Here is a 15,251-nt window from a genome sequence, read left to right as displayed (position 1 = left end):
TGCTTTCTAGTATGAAGAGGTAGGGAGCGATACACGAGATGAACCAACCAAACAATGGGCCTTCAATTCGAGAGATGATTGAAGCCAATAAGAAAAAGAAATACAGTACGACGAACGTGTTTGATAAAGTCATGCCGTTCTTATTATTCTTGAGCGCATTCGTTTCGGTCGTCACGACGGTCGGAATCGCGTTCACACTCGGTTTTGAACTGTTCAAGTTTTTCGAGCGCGTGCCGGTCGCCGAATTTTTAGGCTCGACCGAATGGTACCCGCTTAGTGCCGATCAACGTTTCGGCGTCTGGGCACTCGTCATGGGGACACTTCAAATTACTGTGATTGCCATGATTGTTGCCGTCCCGCTCGGATTGGCATCGGCGATTTACTTGAGCGAGTATGCGTCTGAACGCGCTCGTACAATTTTGAAGCCGATCCTTGAAGTGCTTGCGGGCGTTCCGACGATCGTCTTTGGATTCTTCGCCTTGTCATTCGTTACACCGATTTTGCAAGCGTTGATTCCGGGTCTTCAAATCTACAACGCCCTTAGCCCAGGAATCGTAGTCGGGATTATGATTATCCCGATGATCGCCTCCATTTCGGAAGACTCAATGAGCGCCGTGCCGAAGAAAATTCGTGACGGAGCACTGGGTCTTGGTGCGACACGTCTAGAAGTTGCCATCAAAGTCGTTATGCCGGCTGCGCTCTCAGGGATTATCGCGTCGATCGTCCTCGGGATGAGCCGAGCCATTGGTGAGACGATGATTGTGACAATCGCCGGTGGGTCACAGCCGAACTTCGAGTTCAACCCGCTCAACGCGATTCAGACGATGACGGCGTATATTGTCCAAATCGCCAAAGGCGACGCCGGATACGGGACAATCGAATATTACAGTATCTATGCGGTCGGTGCGCTATTGTTCGTATTCACTCTCGTGATGAACCTATTCGCCAACTGGGTGACGCGCCGCTTCAGAGAGGAGTACTAATATGGCATTACCGAACAGTGAGTTCAAGAATACGAAGAACTTGATGGATCGTGATTCGGTTTCACAACGAATCAAACGCCGTCTTCAATTGAATGAGATTTTCAAATACATCTTTTTGGCGGGGCTCGTCTTCGCCCTACTCGTCTTATCGACATTGATTTATGATGTCATTTCCAAAGGTGGAGGTTGGGTCAATCTCGACTTCTTGCGTAACTTCCCGTCGCGTCGTCCTGAACAGGCCGGGTTGTATCCTGCCTTAGTTGGTACGTTTTGGTTGATGCTACTCATCGTCCCGATGGTGTTCATCGTCGGTGTCGGTGCCGCCATCTATTTGGAAGAGTATGCTCCAAAAAACCGTGTCACTTCATTTATCGAAGTGAACATCTCAAACTTGGCGGGCGTCCCATCCATCGTATTCGGATTGCTCGGATTGACAATTTTTGTACGGGTCATGGAACTCGGGAATTCAATCATGGCGGGTGCTCTGACGCTCGGACTGATGAGTTTGCCAATCGTCATCGTCGCGTCGCAAGAAGCACTCCGGTCTGTCAAGATGGAGTTGCGCCATGCATCACTCGCGCTCGGTGCCTCGAAGTGGCAGACGACGTTCAACGTCGTCTTGCCATCAGCCATTCCAGGGATTATTACAGGGATTATTTTGGCCGTATCACGTGCCATCGGTGAGACGGCTCCGCTGATCATGGTCGGTGCCGCGACGTTTATTTCAACGACGCCGAGCAGTGTGTTCTCAGACTTCACGGCGCTCCCGATTCAAATTTATAACTGGACGAGCCGTCCACAAGCAGAATTCCAAAACCTGGCCGCAGCCGGCATCATCGTCTTGATGACGATGTTGATTATTATGAACTCGGCTGCCATCTATATCCGCAATAAATATACAAATCGACATTAAGTCGTAGCAGTAAACGAGGAGGACTCTCGAGATGATGAAACAAAAAGAACTCAAAGGAGATCATGAAGTGAATACAACGACGACCCAACCGAACGAGACCGTGATGCAAAAAGACAGTGCCTATGTCGTGAACAACTTGAACTTATGGTATGGCGACGATCAGGCATTGATCGACGTCAACCTCGACATCAAGCAAAACGAAGTGACGGCCATCATCGGTCCGTCCGGGTGCGGGAAGTCGACGTTCATCAAGACGTTGAACCGGATGGTCGAGCTCGTGCCATCGGTTCGTACGAATGGTGAAATCTTGTATCATGGACGCAACATCTTCAACCGTGACTATAGAGTCGAAGATCTCCGTACGTCAGTCGGCATGGTGTTCCAACAGCCGAACCCGTTCCCGAAATCGGTATATGATAATGTCGCTTACGGACCGCGGACACACGGCATCAAAAACAAGAAAGTGCTCGATGAAATTGTCGAACGCTCGTTACGTGGCGCTGCCATCTGGGACGAAGTGAAAGATCGCTTGAACGAGAACGCGTATGGCCTCTCGGGTGGTCAACAGCAACGACTTTGTATTGCCCGAACGCTCGCCATCGAGCCAGACGTCATCCTCATGGATGAACCGACGTCAGCGCTCGATCCAATCTCGACTCTCAAAGTCGAGGAGCTCGTCCAGGAGTTGAAAGAGCAGTACTCGATCATTATCGTCACACACAACATGCAACAAGCGGCTCGTGTATCGGATAAAACAGCGTTCTTCTTGAACGGAGAAGTTGTCGAGTTCGATGCGACCGATAAGATCTTCTCGAATCCAACGGACAAACGGACTGAAGATTATATTTCTGGCCGGTTCGGTTAAGAAGGGGAGACAATCATGGCACAAAATCGCACATTCTTTGATATGAAGTTAAACGAACTAGAAGATAAAGTCGTTCGCCTGGCGAACTTGACGATGCGCCAGACGGCTACCGCTATCGAGGTGCTTGAGAAGCGTGACCTCGAGTTAGCCCAAATGGTTATCGACAACGATAACGAACTGGATGACTTAGAACTCGAAATTAACGATGAGGCGATTATACTCATTGCGAAACAGCAACCGGTTGCGACCGATCTTCGTCGCTTGATTGTAACAATGAAGTCAGCAACAGACCTAGAGCGCATTGCAGACTATGCGACAAACATTGCCAAAGCAGTCGGTCGTATCGAGCATGTCCCATACGTCCTCGATATCAAACCGCTCAAGCAGATGGCCGAGCAGTTGATCGACATGCTCGAGCTCGCCACACGTGCATACCGAAAAGGTGAGGTCAGCCGAGTACGTGAATTGAACGAGATGGACAGAGTCATCGATGAGTTGAACTTGCAGACAATCAAACAATATATGAGCTCTGTGCCAACGATGACTGTTGGAACGAACGACGTTTATGAGTTTTCGAACATTGCCCGCTATTTAGAACGGATGGGCGATCACGTGACTAATTTCGGTGAACACCTCATTTTCCTTGAAAAAGGGAAACATTATGATTTAAATCAGTAAGAAGAGTGGTAAAGAACAACAGACCAGTTGTTCTTTACTTTTTTTGTGCAGGAATTCACGGATTAGAGGCGAATAATAGAACACATGGATTTTTTTTAGAAGGGAGCCACATATAAAATGGAAGAGAAAATCGTTTCCTTGAAACAACAAGGACTAACGCTAAAACAGATTGCAGAACAATTAGATATGCCAATCGGGAAAGTCCAATACGCTTGGCGCAAATGGCGATCCCAACACGGGGAGCCGGCGAAGCCGGTAGCTGCACCAAAACGAAAGACCGAAGGGAAGAAAGCAATGACATCTAACTTGAAGCAAGTACCCGCCTCATCTGTGAAGCAGGTCGCTTCGACACTGCAACATGAGGACCCAATCCAATCACCGCTTCTTGACAAAGGTCCAGAAGGGTTCTGGAAGCTCCCAGACCGCTATGATCAAGACTTGATGCATGCGGTCGTCCAATCGCCGAACGCCGTCTACGTCTTCTGGGAAGTGTCGGACAGTGTCAAAGAGACGCTGTCGATGCAATTCATGCGTCCTTGGGAAGACTTACCAAAAGCGTTTCGTATCCTTGACATCACGCTGCTCGATTACGCGAGCGGACATGCGAACCGGTCATATACGTTCGAATTGCCAGAGATGACGAACAGTTGGTTCGTCCGACCGCTCGATCCGAACACGACATATGTATTCGAGTTCGGGATTCGGACGATGGAAGGGGAGTTTCTGCCGTTACTCGCATCCTCACCAATCGATACACCACGTGCGGAGCCGGCTGGACACGGTCGTTTCGCCGAACCGGTGCGGCGTTGGCAATACGGAGAAGTCGAGTCTCCTGAACTTCTCGACACATTACCTAAATATTCCGCATACCGATTCGTGCGCTGAGGAGGATTTTTTAAATGAAACCTGGTTATTTTTCACTCGTCCTTCATGCCCACCTTCCGTACGTGAGACATGAAGAGAAGCACCGCTTAGAAGAGAGATGGGTGTATGAAGCCATCTCCGAGACATATATCCCGATTCTATGGCAAGTCGACCGTCTGCAAAAGCCGCTCCATTGGACGGTCAGCATCTCACCACCCGTCGTCGAGATGCTCGCCGACCCGCTCGTGCAAGATCGCTATGTCGAACACTTGGATGAGATGCTCGAATTGATTGACATCGAGCTCGCCGAAGGTCGGAGCGAGCCAGAAGTCGATGCGCTTCATTTTTATCGTCAGCGCTACCTCGACTTGAAAAACACGTTCCTCCATTGGGAAAAGAATTTGAACCACGCCTTCCGTACATATCGGGAGCAAGGGTTCATCGATATGATCACGTGTACGGCGACGCACGGCTTCAACCCGCACTTGTACACTGATCAGGCCGCCCGCGCGGAAATTCGGACAGGACTGAACTGTTTCGAGCGTCATTACGGGTTCCGCCCGACCGGCATTTGGTTGCCGGAGTGCGCCTACACGCCAGGTGTCGACCGCATCTTGTACGAGGAAGGCGTTCGTTATACGTTCGTCGATGAGCACGCCTTGCTCGACGCCGATCCAACACCGGATAAAGGCATCGGCGCCCCAGTCTATTCGCCGCATGGCGTCGCCTTGTTCCCGCGTGACCAAATTATCTCCGGGAAAATTTGGAGCTCGATGATTGGCTATCCGGGTCATCCGGACTATCGCGAATTCTATCGCGACCTTGCCTACGATCGGGACTGGGAATACATCCAGGCGTTCATGCACCCGGAAGGAATTCGCTTCGATACGGGTTTGAAGATGCACCGCATCACGGGTGACACGGACGAAAAAGATTTCTACGTGCGTGCCTGGGCCGAGCATCAAATTGACAACCACGCTCTCGATTTCGCGCAAACGCTCGAAGGGCACCTCGAGGCACACGGTGGACAAATGTTCCCGCCGTTTCTCGTCACGGCGCCGTTCGATGCCGAGTTGTTCGGGCACTGGTGGTTTGAAGGTCCTGAGTTCCTCGGAAAAGTCGCCGAGCGACTCGAAGAGTTTGGAATCGAGACGATCACGCCTGCGTTGTTCCTCGAGCGCCACTTCCAGGACCTTGAGACGGTTCACGTATCCATGAACACCTGGGGACGTAAAGGTTATGGCGACGTTTGGATCAACGAGCGCAACGAATGGATGTTACGTCATTTACACATGATGGAGACGCAACTCGTTAAAGACGTGGCCGACTATCGTCATAAGTCGCCTCTCGTCGACCGTGCGCTCATCCAACTCGTTCGCCATTACGTGCTCGCTGTGTCAAGTGACTGGGCGTTCATCCTCGATGGCCAGACGACGGCCCAATATGCAGCGGAACGCTTCCGTGAGCATACGCGCCTGTTTGCTGAATTGGAGACGGCGCTTTACCAAGACAAGCTATCAGACGAGTTGCTCGCTGATCATTATCGCGCGTATCCGTTCCTGGATGACGTGGACATTGACATCGACACGTTCCTGTCACCTCACGATTTTTATGTGACCGAAGAGCGTGGTCAAGTGGATGAAGCAATTCTCGTCTTGACGCCAGAATTTACAGGCAACGTCGTCGGTGACCTGGGTCGCCGTGTCATCGACGAAGTCGAGGCACGAGCCGCGGAAGGGGAGACCGTCTACGTCTTGACACCGTTCAAGGAAGGTCTTCCCGAGTATGAACGTCATAACCACGTGCACGTGTATCGTGTGCGCCTTACAAGCCCGTTCTTGGAGCACGTAATGAACCAAGTCGCGGCCCAAAACGTGGCTTATGTCAAACTCGTACATGAACTTGGCTCGAAAGTCGTGTTCAAAGCGATCCATCAATTTGATTGGATGACGATTACAGCGGCACGTTCACTTGCGAAAGCACTACAAGTTCCGTTATACTCAACTATGTTGTCATTTGAAACGACCCGCAATCCGCATGGACACGGCGGACTGTTCGACGCAATCCATCGAATCGAGAGCAGCATCCTCGCTGAAGCCGATACGGTCTTTATTTGCGAACAACTGTCGACCGAGGAAGTCGGAATGCGCTATCCGATTGGCGATAACGTAAAAACCTGCCTGCCGCTCGATGCTTCGCCATACGGGCAGAAACGTTTGAAAAAGAACACGAAATAACCTTGCTTTTTCAAATAAAACTTGGTAGGATAATTGAGTATGCTTAGACTGTAAAGCAAAAGCACTTGATACAACATCAGTAAGATGGGAGTGAAAGAAATGCGCGTTAAAATCACACTAGCTTGCACAGAAACAGGCGATCGCACGTACATCACGAAGAAAAACAAACGTAACAACCCAGAGCGCCTCGAATTGCGCAAATACAACCCACGTCTCCGTCGTCACACGCTTTACCGCGAAGTGAAATAATGAGACTGGCCGTCACTCATGTGGCGGCCTTTTTTTTGAACAAGGGGGAATTCCATTGATTGAAAAACAACAGCTCCGTCAAAGCGTTCATCAAAAAATTCTTGGGCTCGGCGATCGGGCGGATCGGGATCGTGCCATCATACATACATTGACCGGACTAGAAGTCTGGCGAGAGGCAAACACCGTGGCCGTCACGCTCGCTCTCGATTTGGAAATCGATACCGTCCCGCTCATCCGTTCAGCATGGAAAGCAGGAAAATCGGTGTTCGTGCCGAAAGTTACGAAACAGGGACTCACGTTCCATGAAATTCATTCGTTCGAAGACCTTGAGCCGGGTGTCATGGGTATTTTAGAACCGACGACGTCCGCGACGACGCGGGCAATCGATGTATGTATTGTCCCGGGACGCGTCTTTGAACGGTCCGGGTATCGGATTGGTTGGGGTGGTGGCTATTACGATCGTTTTTTAGCGTCGTACGAAGGCGTCACCATCTCGTTGGCCTATGATGTCCAACTGCTCGATGAGGTTCCGATCGAGCCACACGACATTCCTGTCGAATTTATCGTGACGGAAAGGGAAACGATTCTATGCTCGCAATCTTCCTTGTAACTTGCCTGGTAGCTTTTGCCGGCTATCGTCTGCGTTCCTTGACCCGCTCCGGTGCCGTCTTGACGGTCGTGACAGGTACGGTCATCGGGTACGGCTTTGGTTGGTTCGGGCTCTATTTACTCGGTGTCTTCTTTTCAACATCATCGCTCGCCTCGAAATACCGTTCTCGCGACAAAGAACCGGTCGATGAGATTGTTGAGAAATCTGGCCCTCGTGACTTTGTGCAAGTTCTCGCCAACGGTGGCGTCGGAATGGCGACAGCGCTCGGTATGATTCTTGTTCCGAGCGATGCCTGGCTGTTCGCGTATATCGCTTCGATTGCGGCAGCGACGAGCGATACGTGGGGCTCTGAGTTTGGAGTCCTCGCCAAACAAAAACCACGCTCCGTCTTGACGTTCCGTGAAGTCGAGCCGGGAACGAGCGGTGGGGTGTCTTTGTTTGGGACGTTCATGTCGATTGCCGGGGCGACGTTGATCATCGGCGCGTCGCTACCGTTCATCGATATCAGCTTGGCGTTCGCCGGATTGTTGATTGCACTCGGCCTGACAGGGAGCGTCGTCGATACACTCCTTGGCGCGACGGTCCAACGCAAGTTTCGATGCCAAGTGTGTGGCAAGCTGACCGAGAAGAAAGTCCATCATCACGAGCCGACGTCATACGTGTCAGGCTGGCGCTTTCTTGGCAATGATGCCGTCAATATATTGGCGATTGCCTCGGCCGCGGCGATTAGTTTCCTCTTGCTGCGATGAGGGTAGTACAGTCAGTGAAGATGTTTCAAATGAATGTGAATATTGTCACAATATTGCCAAAGTGAAAACGGTTTCCTTAGTAGTGAGTGTTTGTGAATGATGTTACAATCTTTATGTAACAGACAAAACAAAAACATGAAACAGATTGTTCGAAGGGTGGAGAATCAATATGGAAACATTAAATCATGCAAAAGTAACACGCGTCGCGCTTGTCGGGGCCGGAGCGGTCGGTGCTAGCTTTGCGTACCAGTTGACGACAGCTAGTCTTTGTGAGGAACTCGTCATTATCGATATCAACAAAGCAAAAGCCGAAGGGGAAGCAATGGATTTGAATCATGGGGTCTCATTCGCCTCATCACCGATGCGGGTATGGGCAGGGGAGTACACGGACTGTGGTGCAGCAGATATCGTCGTCATCACTGCTGGAGCTCCGCAAAAACCAGGTGAAACACGGCTTGATCTCGTCGAGAAGAACGCGAAAATCATGAAATCGATGATCGGGGACATCATGGCGTCTGGTTTCGACGGCATCATCATCATCGCATCGAACCCGGTCGACATCATGACACACTTGGCTTGGAAATACTCAGGTCTACCGAAACATCGTGTCTTCGGTTCAGGAACGGTGCTTGATACGTCACGTCTTCGTTATATGCTCGGAGATTACTTTAACGTCGATCCACGTAACTGCCATGCCTACATCATGGGTGAGCATGGTGACACCGAGTTCGCGGCCTGGAGCAACGCCCGTATTTACGGGAAATCGGTTGAACAATTGCTTGAAGAGAACGACGAGTACACATGGGAAGACCTCGAAGATATTTACGTCAACGTCCGTGACGCGGCTTACCATATCATCGAGCGTAAAGGCGCGACATACTACGCCATCGGTCTCGGTCTGCTCCGTCTCGTTAAAGCCGTGCTCCGTAACGAGAACACATTGTTGACGGTCGGCGCACACTTAGATGGTGAATACGGCTTGAACGACATCCACATCGGTGTACCGGCGATTATCAACCGTCAAGGTGTCCGTCAAGTCGTGGAGATCGAGTTGTCAGAAGAAGAGAAACAGAAGATGCATCATTCAGCAGAAGTGTTGTTGAAAACGATGCAACCTGTCTTATAAGAACGACTTGTCGTTCGCTCATGACCGTAGCCGGCTCTTGCCGCTACGGTTTTTTGGTCATCCCGCTTTTCTTGACACGTTAGATAGAGGCTCTCTTTTGTCGGCAACGGTATATTGCTTTAAAATGAAAATAAAGAAGGAGGTGACCATTGATGACTGAACCGGCTTGTTTTTGGGAGGATGTGTATCGTGAAGTCGAAGCAGGAGGCCGAATTGAGGGCGTCTTAGAACCTTCGCGCGCACTTTTATTGTTCGACACGAAAGCGGGGGACGTCTATCACCTCTATATTCGGACGGATCAGGCGTGGGCGAACCATGTCGCCATAGACATCGAGGCGGCCATGAACTCGTTTCGTTTGGCCCGCATCGGTCGTGAGAAGCTGAACGTCCACATATACGGCGACCCGCTCGTCGATGAAGAGCGGCTATCGTCGCTCAAGTTCCCGATTGCAGCGAAAGTGAAACTCGAGATGAGGCCATGCGCAGAAGCAGAAATATCGTATCGACCACGTGCCGTCGCCCTCGACCAACAGCGGAAGAACGAACTGAAGCAACGGTTCGCCTTTGGGAAACCACAGTTCGTCTATGGCCTTATGCTCGTGACGTTCTTAGTCATGTGGTTTGCCGAATCGATTGGTTCGACGCTCGATCCGAATACGCTCATTCGCTTTGGGGCGAAAGTCAATCCGCTCATCGACGCAGGGGAGTGGTGGCGCCTGGTCACACCAATGTTTCTTCATATTGGGTGGTTCCATTTCGCGATCAATATGTTCGCGCTCTGGTCGCTCGGTCCACTCGTCGAACGGATGTACGGATCGCCCCGCTTCGTCACGATATATTTGTTAGCAGGTGTAATCGCTACGGTCGCCTCCTACGCGTTCAGTGAAGCCATCTCGGCCGGCGCATCGGGGGCACTGTTCGGCCTCGTCGGGGCACTCCTGTATTTCGGTCTCCGAGACCGTTCGTTATTTATGAAGACGCTCGGCCCGCCGCTGTTTATTATGTTAGGATTAAACGTAGGACTCGCTTTCGTCCTTGGTGCAAGCTTGGACCATTCCGCACATGCGGGGGGGCTTGTCGGTGGGTTTCTGATGGCGGGAGTGGTCGGATTGCCGGATGAACATGTGAAAAAACGCCGCCTGTTGTTTACATTGGTCGTGCTCGTGGCATCTGGAGCGTTATTTTGGTTCGGCTATAATCAATGACAAAGGAGTAAGGATATGATTAAAACGTTGCAGCAACTGGTTGAAATTCCAAGTCCATCCGGCATGACGGATGAGGCGATCGGCTTCGTGAAGCAAGAACTCACGAATCTTGGCGTCGCTACAAAACGCTTGAATAAAGGGGCGCTCCTTGCGACGTTTGACGGGAAGTCTGATCAGGCGCGTCTATTGACGGCTCATGTCGACACGCTCGGGGCGATGGTGAAAGAGATTTTGCCGAGTGGTCGATTACGTTTGACACAAGTTGGGGGCTACGCCTGGACCGCGATCGAAGGGGAAAACTGCTTAGTTCATGCAGAGGCGGTCGAGCCGATTGAAGGAACGATTCTGATTCATCAATCAAGCGTCCATGTGTATAAGGACACGAATAGCGCCGAACGAACGGCATCGAATATCGAGGTTCGATTGGATGCTGATGTGCACTCGGCTGAAGAAGTGCGTGCCCTTGGCATCGAGGTCGGTGACTTTGTCTCTTTCGATCCACGCTTCCGTCAAACGGACACGGGCTATATCAAATCACGTCATCTCGACGACAAAGCATCGGTCGCCATCTTGCTCGATTTGGCGAAAGACCTTGTCGAGGCGGAACTACCACATCCCGTTCATTTCTTAATCTCGAACTATGAAGAAGTCGGTTTTGGAGGGAACGCCGGAATTCCGGAGGCTGTGATTGAATATATCGCAGTCGATATGGGGGCGCTTGGTGACGGACAGCACTCGGACGAATATACGGTTTCAATCTGTGCAAAAGATTCGTCTGGTCCTTATGATCTTGGGTTACGTCGCCAGTTTATCACGCTCTGTCGTGAACACGAAATCGCTTATAAAGTTGATATTTATCCATATTATGGATCCGACGCCTCGGCAGCAATCAGTGCCGGCTTCGATGTACGCCACGCACTCGTTGGACCAGGTATTGAGTCGAGCCATAGCTATGAGCGTACGCATATAAAATCGCTCGAGGCGACACGGGAGCTGCTCTATCGTTATGTGCTCACGACGATGGAGGACGGACGATGAGAAATTTTTATGATGTTCAACAATTCTTGAAATCATTCGGAACGATTATTTATATCGGCGAACGCGACGCTGAAATTGGGCTCATGATGATGGAACTCGACGAATTGCATGCCGGCGGGATGATTGAACAACGGGAGTATGATACAGCCAAAATCATTTTGACGCATGAACTGAAAAATTCAATAGATTGACAGAAAAACCCCTAGTGCAAAGGTTTGCACTAGGGGTTTAATAGTGTAAACTATGGGATGAAAGCGATTTAATCGAGATGAGGAGTGGAACATATGAAGTGGTTATTAGGCATCGACATTGGTGGAACGACAGTGAAAATGGCCGTTCTCGATATGAACGGGATCATTTCCGACAAGTGGGAGATTACGACGGACATACGTGATAACGGGGTACATATTCCAACTGATATCGCTGCTTCATTCGAAGCTTATCTAGAAAAATCGGGTAAAGCGAAAGATGACTTTGCGGGGGCAGGAATCGGGGCGCCAGGATTCATCAACTTCTCAGAAGGAGTCGTCGAATATTCGCCGAACATCGGTTGGAAAAACTTCTCGCTCGTCAGTGAGTTCGAGAAAGCGGTCGGGTTGCCGGCCGTCTTAGAGAACGATGCGAACGCTGCCGCACTCGGTGAGATGTGGAAGGGCGCTGGTGAAGGTGCATCCGAGTTGCTCGCCATCACGCTCGGCACAGGTGTCGGTGGAGGTGTCATCACGAATGGCAATATCGTCCATGGTGCGTCAGGAATGGCTGGAGAGATTGGTCATATCACTGTGGAACGAGACGAGTCGAAAGCCGTCATGTGCGGTTGCGGACGTAAAGGTTGTATCGAGACGATCGCCTCGGCGACAGGCATCGCTCGATTGGCGCTCCAAAAGCGTAAAAATCGGACGACATCGTTGAACGAGTTGAAAGAAGTGACGGCACGCGACGTATTTGAAGCCTTCAAGTCGAACGATCCCGTCGCGACTGAAGTCGTCAAGGAGATGACCGAATATCTCGGCTTGACAATCTCAAATATTGCTAACACGTTGAACCCGAAAATGATCGTCATCGGTGGTGGTGTTTCGAAAGCACGCGAAGCGCTGCTCGAGCCGCTCGATGAGCAGTTCAAGCGGTTCGCCCTCGAACGCGTCTACACCTCGACCACTTTCAAAATTGCGGAGCTCGAGAACGATGCCGGTGTCATCGGGTGTGCGTGGCTAGCCCGTAAGCATTTCTTGCCGACCCGTGTATAAGGATTATCCTGGCACGCCTGCGTTTTGACGCAGGCGTGTTTTTCATATGGAACGGGTATGGGATAATGTAAAATTTGTAATGGTACAGTTGATTTTTTGTTAAAAAAGGGGTAAGATTTGGACTTGATACTGGACTGTTATCGTACGTGAAATGGATAACAAGCCATTTGGACTTATAAAAAAATAGGGACACCGAGTCCGTTGAACTCGTCACCCGTTGAACAGAGGAGGAGGCCGTCCGATGAAGTCATCTCAGGGGTTTTCGAAGCTTACTATGCGACTGAATGACACGGTCCGTGCTTCGTTTCAAGAATATCGGTTATTTTGGATTTTTACGCTATTACTTTGGACGAAGACGTACGTAGTTTACCAATTTTTCTTTAATATTCCGATTGATAACACCGCACAAGCATTTATTTTGTTGATCAGCCCGATCAGCTCCACTTTATTCCTATTCGCTTTCAGTTTCTTCTTTAAAGGAAATAAGCAGAAATGGGTACTGTACATGCTGTATGCTGCGGCATCGTTTATCTTGTTCGCAGATGCTGTCTATTATCGCGAATTCACCGACTACTTGACGATGCCTGTCATCTTGCAACCGTCGAACATGGAGACGTTATCAACGTCGTTCACGTCGTTGTTGGAATGGAAAGATTTGATCATCCTTGGGGACGTGTTCGTTTTACCATTCATCCTCTGGCGCATCAACGCGACTGCGACGGTTGCCTCTCACCGGAGAGCGCTCGTGACGTTCGCGACGGCGGTCGTCGTGTTCTTGTTCAATTTGTCGCTTGCTGAAACCGAACGTCCTGAACTGTTGACACGTTCATTCGACCGGGAGCTGCTGGTCAAAAATATCGGAACGTTCAACTTCCACGTCTATGATGCGATGCTTCAAACGAAGACATCGGCTCAAAAAGCGATGGCTGATGAGTCGGAACTCGCAAAGATTGAACAGTATACCCGCCAACACTACGCAGCACCGAACCCGGATTACTTTGGGAAATATAAAGGTAAAAATGTGATTGTCGTCTCCTTCGAGTCGGCCCAGAACTTTACACACAATATGAAAGCCTCGAACGGTGAGTACATCACACCGAACTTGAACAAACTGATTGAAGAATCTCACTACTGGCCGAACTATTACCATACGGTCGGACAAGGGAAGACGTCGGACGCCGAGTTCGCCCTTGATAACTCGCTTTACGGTCTTCCGCGCGGCGCCGTCTACTTCACGAACGCCGACAACGAGTACCAGGCGCTACCTGAACTGATTAAGGAAGATAACTATTACTCGGCCGTGTTCCACGCCAACAACAAATCGTTCTGGAACCGGGACTTGATGTATAAGAATATCGGTGTCGATCAGTTCTTCGATGAGAAGAGTTATGACCTCGGTAATCCTGAGGACATGACGGAATGGGGACTTCTCGATGATAGCTTCTTCGAACAGTCGATTCCGATGCTCGAAGAGTTGCCGGAACCGTTCTATGCGAAGTTCATCACACTGACGAACCACTTCCCGTACACGATGCCGAGCGAAGACTATGAGCTCGTCCCGAAATTTGAGACGAGTTCGACGACGCTCAACAATTTCCCGCAGGCGCTCGCGTACCAAGATTATGCCCTCGGCTTGTTCATCGACGAGTTGAAGGCGAACGGGATGTGGGATGACACGATTTTCGTCGTCTATGGTGACCATTACGGCATCTCAACGAACCATAACGATGCGATGGCCGACCTGCTTGGAAAAGACGAGTTGACGCCGTTTGATGTGGCTAAGCTACAGCAAGTACCGTTTGCGGTTCACTTACCAGGTCAAACATCGGGCAAAGTCCATGAGACGATTGGAAGTCATGTCGATATGAAACCGACGATCCTTCATTTGCTCGGGATCGATACGTCGGATACAATCGGCTTCGGAAGCGACTTGTTATCGGAAGACCGGACGAGCCGCGCCATCTTCCGTGACGGTACCGTTATCACTGAGGAGTACGTCTGGACACAATCGACATGCTATGACGCATCAAGTGGAGAAGCCGTCGAGGACGCCTCGCTCTGTGGGCCGGATAGTCAAGAAGCAGAAAAGATTCTCCAACTGAATGATGATTTAATCTATTCGGATTTGCTCCGCTTTAAAGAGCAGACCGAAGAGTAAGCGGCAGCGCCGTCCCGATTAGCCGGGACGGCGCTGTTTGTTATACAAAAAAAGACGACCGAGGTCGTCTTCACGCTACATGTCATTAGCTTGGGATTCCACCGTAAATCAATGTCGCGACGCCGAAGAATCCAAATACGAGTACAGTAATCGCGGCGAAAGCAAGTGGAAAGAATTGGCGCTTCTTAAACGAACGGGCCATTCCCCAGATTGCAACGAGTGCAACGATGAGCGAGATCCATCCAAATGGTTCATACAAATGCATGACGAGTTCCCCCTTTATTATACGTCATGAAATTCATAAAAATTTCACTGAAATATCATTATTA

Annotated in this window: 16 protein-coding genes; 15 read left to right on the top strand and 1 reads right to left on the bottom strand. The window is 50.3% G+C overall.

What is annotated here, in order from left to right:
- Nucleotides 1-38: 38 nt before the first annotated feature.
- The 15 genes from pstC (at nucleotide 39) to EVJ34_RS05455 (ending at nucleotide 14,922) form a co-directional block, all read left to right on the top strand.
- Nucleotides 39-983, top strand: a complete 945-nt coding sequence (pstC, locus tag EVJ34_RS05525) for a phosphate ABC transporter permease subunit PstC (protein WP_131436665.1) — start codon at nucleotides 39-41, stop codon at nucleotides 981-983.
- 1 nt (nucleotide 984) lies between these two features.
- The gene (pstA, locus tag EVJ34_RS05520) at nucleotides 985-1,896 is read left to right on the top strand and encodes a phosphate ABC transporter permease PstA (protein WP_131436663.1); all 912 of its coding nucleotides are present in this window, start codon (nucleotides 985-987) and stop codon (nucleotides 1,894-1,896) included.
- A 103-nt stretch (nucleotides 1,897-1,999) separates the two neighbouring features.
- The gene (pstB, locus tag EVJ34_RS05515; protein ID WP_236634595.1) at nucleotides 2,000-2,761 is read left to right on the top strand and encodes a phosphate ABC transporter ATP-binding protein PstB; all 762 of its coding nucleotides are present in this window, start codon (nucleotides 2,000-2,002) and stop codon (nucleotides 2,759-2,761) included.
- Nucleotides 2,762-2,776: 15 nt separating this feature from the next.
- Complete coding sequence (phoU, locus tag EVJ34_RS05510) at nucleotides 2,777-3,439, top strand: phosphate signaling complex protein PhoU (RefSeq protein ID WP_131436659.1); 663 nt, start codon at nucleotides 2,777-2,779, stop codon at nucleotides 3,437-3,439.
- Between the two features lie 117 nt (nucleotides 3,440-3,556).
- Nucleotides 3,557-4,324, top strand: coding sequence for a DUF4912 domain-containing protein (locus EVJ34_RS05505; protein WP_131484923.1), 768 nt, complete (start codon nucleotides 3,557-3,559; stop codon nucleotides 4,322-4,324).
- A gap of 14 nt (nucleotides 4,325-4,338) precedes the next feature.
- Nucleotides 4,339-6,540 carry a glycoside hydrolase family 57 protein gene (locus EVJ34_RS05500; RefSeq protein WP_131436655.1) on the top strand — a complete coding sequence of 734 codons (2,202 nt, stop codon included), beginning with the start codon at nucleotides 4,339-4,341 and terminating at the stop codon, nucleotides 6,538-6,540.
- 84 nt (nucleotides 6,541-6,624) lie between these two features.
- The gene (gene rpmG, locus EVJ34_RS05495; protein ID WP_255313299.1) at nucleotides 6,625-6,789 is read left to right on the top strand and encodes a 50S ribosomal protein L33; all 165 of its coding nucleotides are present in this window, start codon (nucleotides 6,625-6,627) and stop codon (nucleotides 6,787-6,789) included.
- Between the two features lie 55 nt (nucleotides 6,790-6,844).
- Nucleotides 6,845-7,399, top strand: a complete 555-nt coding sequence (locus EVJ34_RS05490; RefSeq protein ID WP_161568880.1) for a 5-formyltetrahydrofolate cyclo-ligase — start codon at nucleotides 6,845-6,847, stop codon at nucleotides 7,397-7,399.
- The gene (locus EVJ34_RS05485; RefSeq protein WP_131436651.1) at nucleotides 7,378-8,148 is read left to right on the top strand and encodes a DUF92 domain-containing protein; all 771 of its coding nucleotides are present in this window, start codon (nucleotides 7,378-7,380) and stop codon (nucleotides 8,146-8,148) included. The genes EVJ34_RS05490 and EVJ34_RS05485 overlap by 22 nt, the downstream gene beginning before the upstream one ends.
- A gap of 169 nt (nucleotides 8,149-8,317) precedes the next feature.
- Nucleotides 8,318-9,274 (top strand): L-lactate dehydrogenase, encoded by a 957-nt coding sequence (locus tag EVJ34_RS05480; RefSeq protein ID WP_131436649.1) that lies wholly within the window; start codon nucleotides 8,318-8,320, stop codon nucleotides 9,272-9,274.
- Nucleotides 9,275-9,426: 152 nt separating this feature from the next.
- Nucleotides 9,427-10,479, top strand: a complete 1,053-nt coding sequence (locus EVJ34_RS05475) for a rhomboid family intramembrane serine protease (RefSeq protein WP_131436647.1) — start codon at nucleotides 9,427-9,429, stop codon at nucleotides 10,477-10,479.
- A gap of 15 nt (nucleotides 10,480-10,494) precedes the next feature.
- Entirely contained in the window at nucleotides 10,495-11,517 is a 1,023-nt protein-coding gene (locus EVJ34_RS05470) for a M42 family metallopeptidase (RefSeq protein ID WP_131436646.1), read from the top strand.
- Entirely contained in the window at nucleotides 11,514-11,708 is a 195-nt protein-coding gene (locus EVJ34_RS05465) for a YqgQ family protein (RefSeq protein WP_034778034.1), read from the top strand. Before EVJ34_RS05470 ends, EVJ34_RS05465 begins: the two co-directional genes overlap by 4 nt.
- A gap of 93 nt (nucleotides 11,709-11,801) precedes the next feature.
- Nucleotides 11,802-12,764, top strand: a complete 963-nt coding sequence (locus EVJ34_RS05460; RefSeq protein WP_131436644.1) for an ROK family glucokinase — start codon at nucleotides 11,802-11,804, stop codon at nucleotides 12,762-12,764.
- Between the two features lie 241 nt (nucleotides 12,765-13,005).
- A complete protein-coding gene (locus EVJ34_RS05455; protein WP_131484921.1) occupies nucleotides 13,006-14,922 on the top strand; it encodes an LTA synthase family protein in 1,917 nt (638 codons plus the stop codon).
- A gap of 85 nt (nucleotides 14,923-15,007) precedes the next feature.
- Here EVJ34_RS05455 and EVJ34_RS05450 read toward each other — a convergent pair whose 3' ends face one another.
- Entirely contained in the window at nucleotides 15,008-15,187 is a 180-nt protein-coding gene (locus EVJ34_RS05450; RefSeq protein ID WP_131436640.1) for a DUF2759 domain-containing protein, read from the bottom strand.
- Nucleotides 15,188-15,251 lie beyond the last annotated feature (64 nt).

Source organism: Exiguobacterium sp. SL-9 (genome assembly GCF_004336985.1).
Classification (GTDB): Bacteria; Bacillota; Bacilli; order Exiguobacteriales; family Exiguobacteriaceae; genus Exiguobacterium.
The sequence above is the reverse complement of the archived record's forward strand: the minus strand, read 5'-3'. Positions and strand labels throughout refer to the sequence as shown.

Excerpts from the sequence above, each read along its gene's own strand:
- pstA (WP_131436663.1), top strand. The coding sequence starts at position 985 with ATGGCATTACCGAACAGTGAGTTCAAGAATACGAAGAACTTGATGGAT.
- EVJ34_RS05465 (WP_034778034.1), top strand. The coding sequence starts at position 11,514 with ATGAGAAATTTTTATGATGTTCAACAATTCTTGAAATCATTCGGAACG.
- EVJ34_RS05455 (WP_131484921.1), top strand. The coding sequence starts at position 13,006 with ATGAAGTCATCTCAGGGGTTTTCGAAGCTTACTATGCGACTGAATGAC.
- pstC (WP_131436665.1), top strand. The coding sequence starts at position 39 with ATGAACCAACCAAACAATGGGCCTTCAATTCGAGAGATGATTGAAGCC.
- EVJ34_RS05460 (WP_131436644.1), top strand. The coding sequence starts at position 11,802 with ATGAAGTGGTTATTAGGCATCGACATTGGTGGAACGACAGTGAAAATG.
- EVJ34_RS05470 (WP_131436646.1), top strand. The coding sequence starts at position 10,495 with ATGATTAAAACGTTGCAGCAACTGGTTGAAATTCCAAGTCCATCCGGC.
- EVJ34_RS05485 (WP_131436651.1), top strand. The coding sequence starts at position 7,378 with ATGCTCGCAATCTTCCTTGTAACTTGCCTGGTAGCTTTTGCCGGCTAT.
- EVJ34_RS05475 (WP_131436647.1), top strand. The coding sequence starts at position 9,427 with ATGACTGAACCGGCTTGTTTTTGGGAGGATGTGTATCGTGAAGTCGAA.
- EVJ34_RS05480 (WP_131436649.1), top strand. The coding sequence starts at position 8,318 with ATGGAAACATTAAATCATGCAAAAGTAACACGCGTCGCGCTTGTCGGG.
- rpmG (WP_255313299.1), top strand. The coding sequence starts at position 6,625 with ATGGGAGTGAAAGAAATGCGCGTTAAAATCACACTAGCTTGCACAGAA.
- phoU (WP_131436659.1), top strand. The coding sequence starts at position 2,777 with ATGGCACAAAATCGCACATTCTTTGATATGAAGTTAAACGAACTAGAA.
- EVJ34_RS05500 (WP_131436655.1), top strand. The coding sequence starts at position 4,339 with ATGAAACCTGGTTATTTTTCACTCGTCCTTCATGCCCACCTTCCGTAC.
- EVJ34_RS05450 (WP_131436640.1), bottom strand. The coding sequence starts at position 15,187 with ATGCATTTGTATGAACCATTTGGATGGATCTCGCTCATCGTTGCACTC.
- pstB (WP_236634595.1), top strand. The coding sequence starts at position 2,000 with ATGCAAAAAGACAGTGCCTATGTCGTGAACAACTTGAACTTATGGTAT.
- EVJ34_RS05505 (WP_131484923.1), top strand. The coding sequence starts at position 3,557 with ATGGAAGAGAAAATCGTTTCCTTGAAACAACAAGGACTAACGCTAAAA.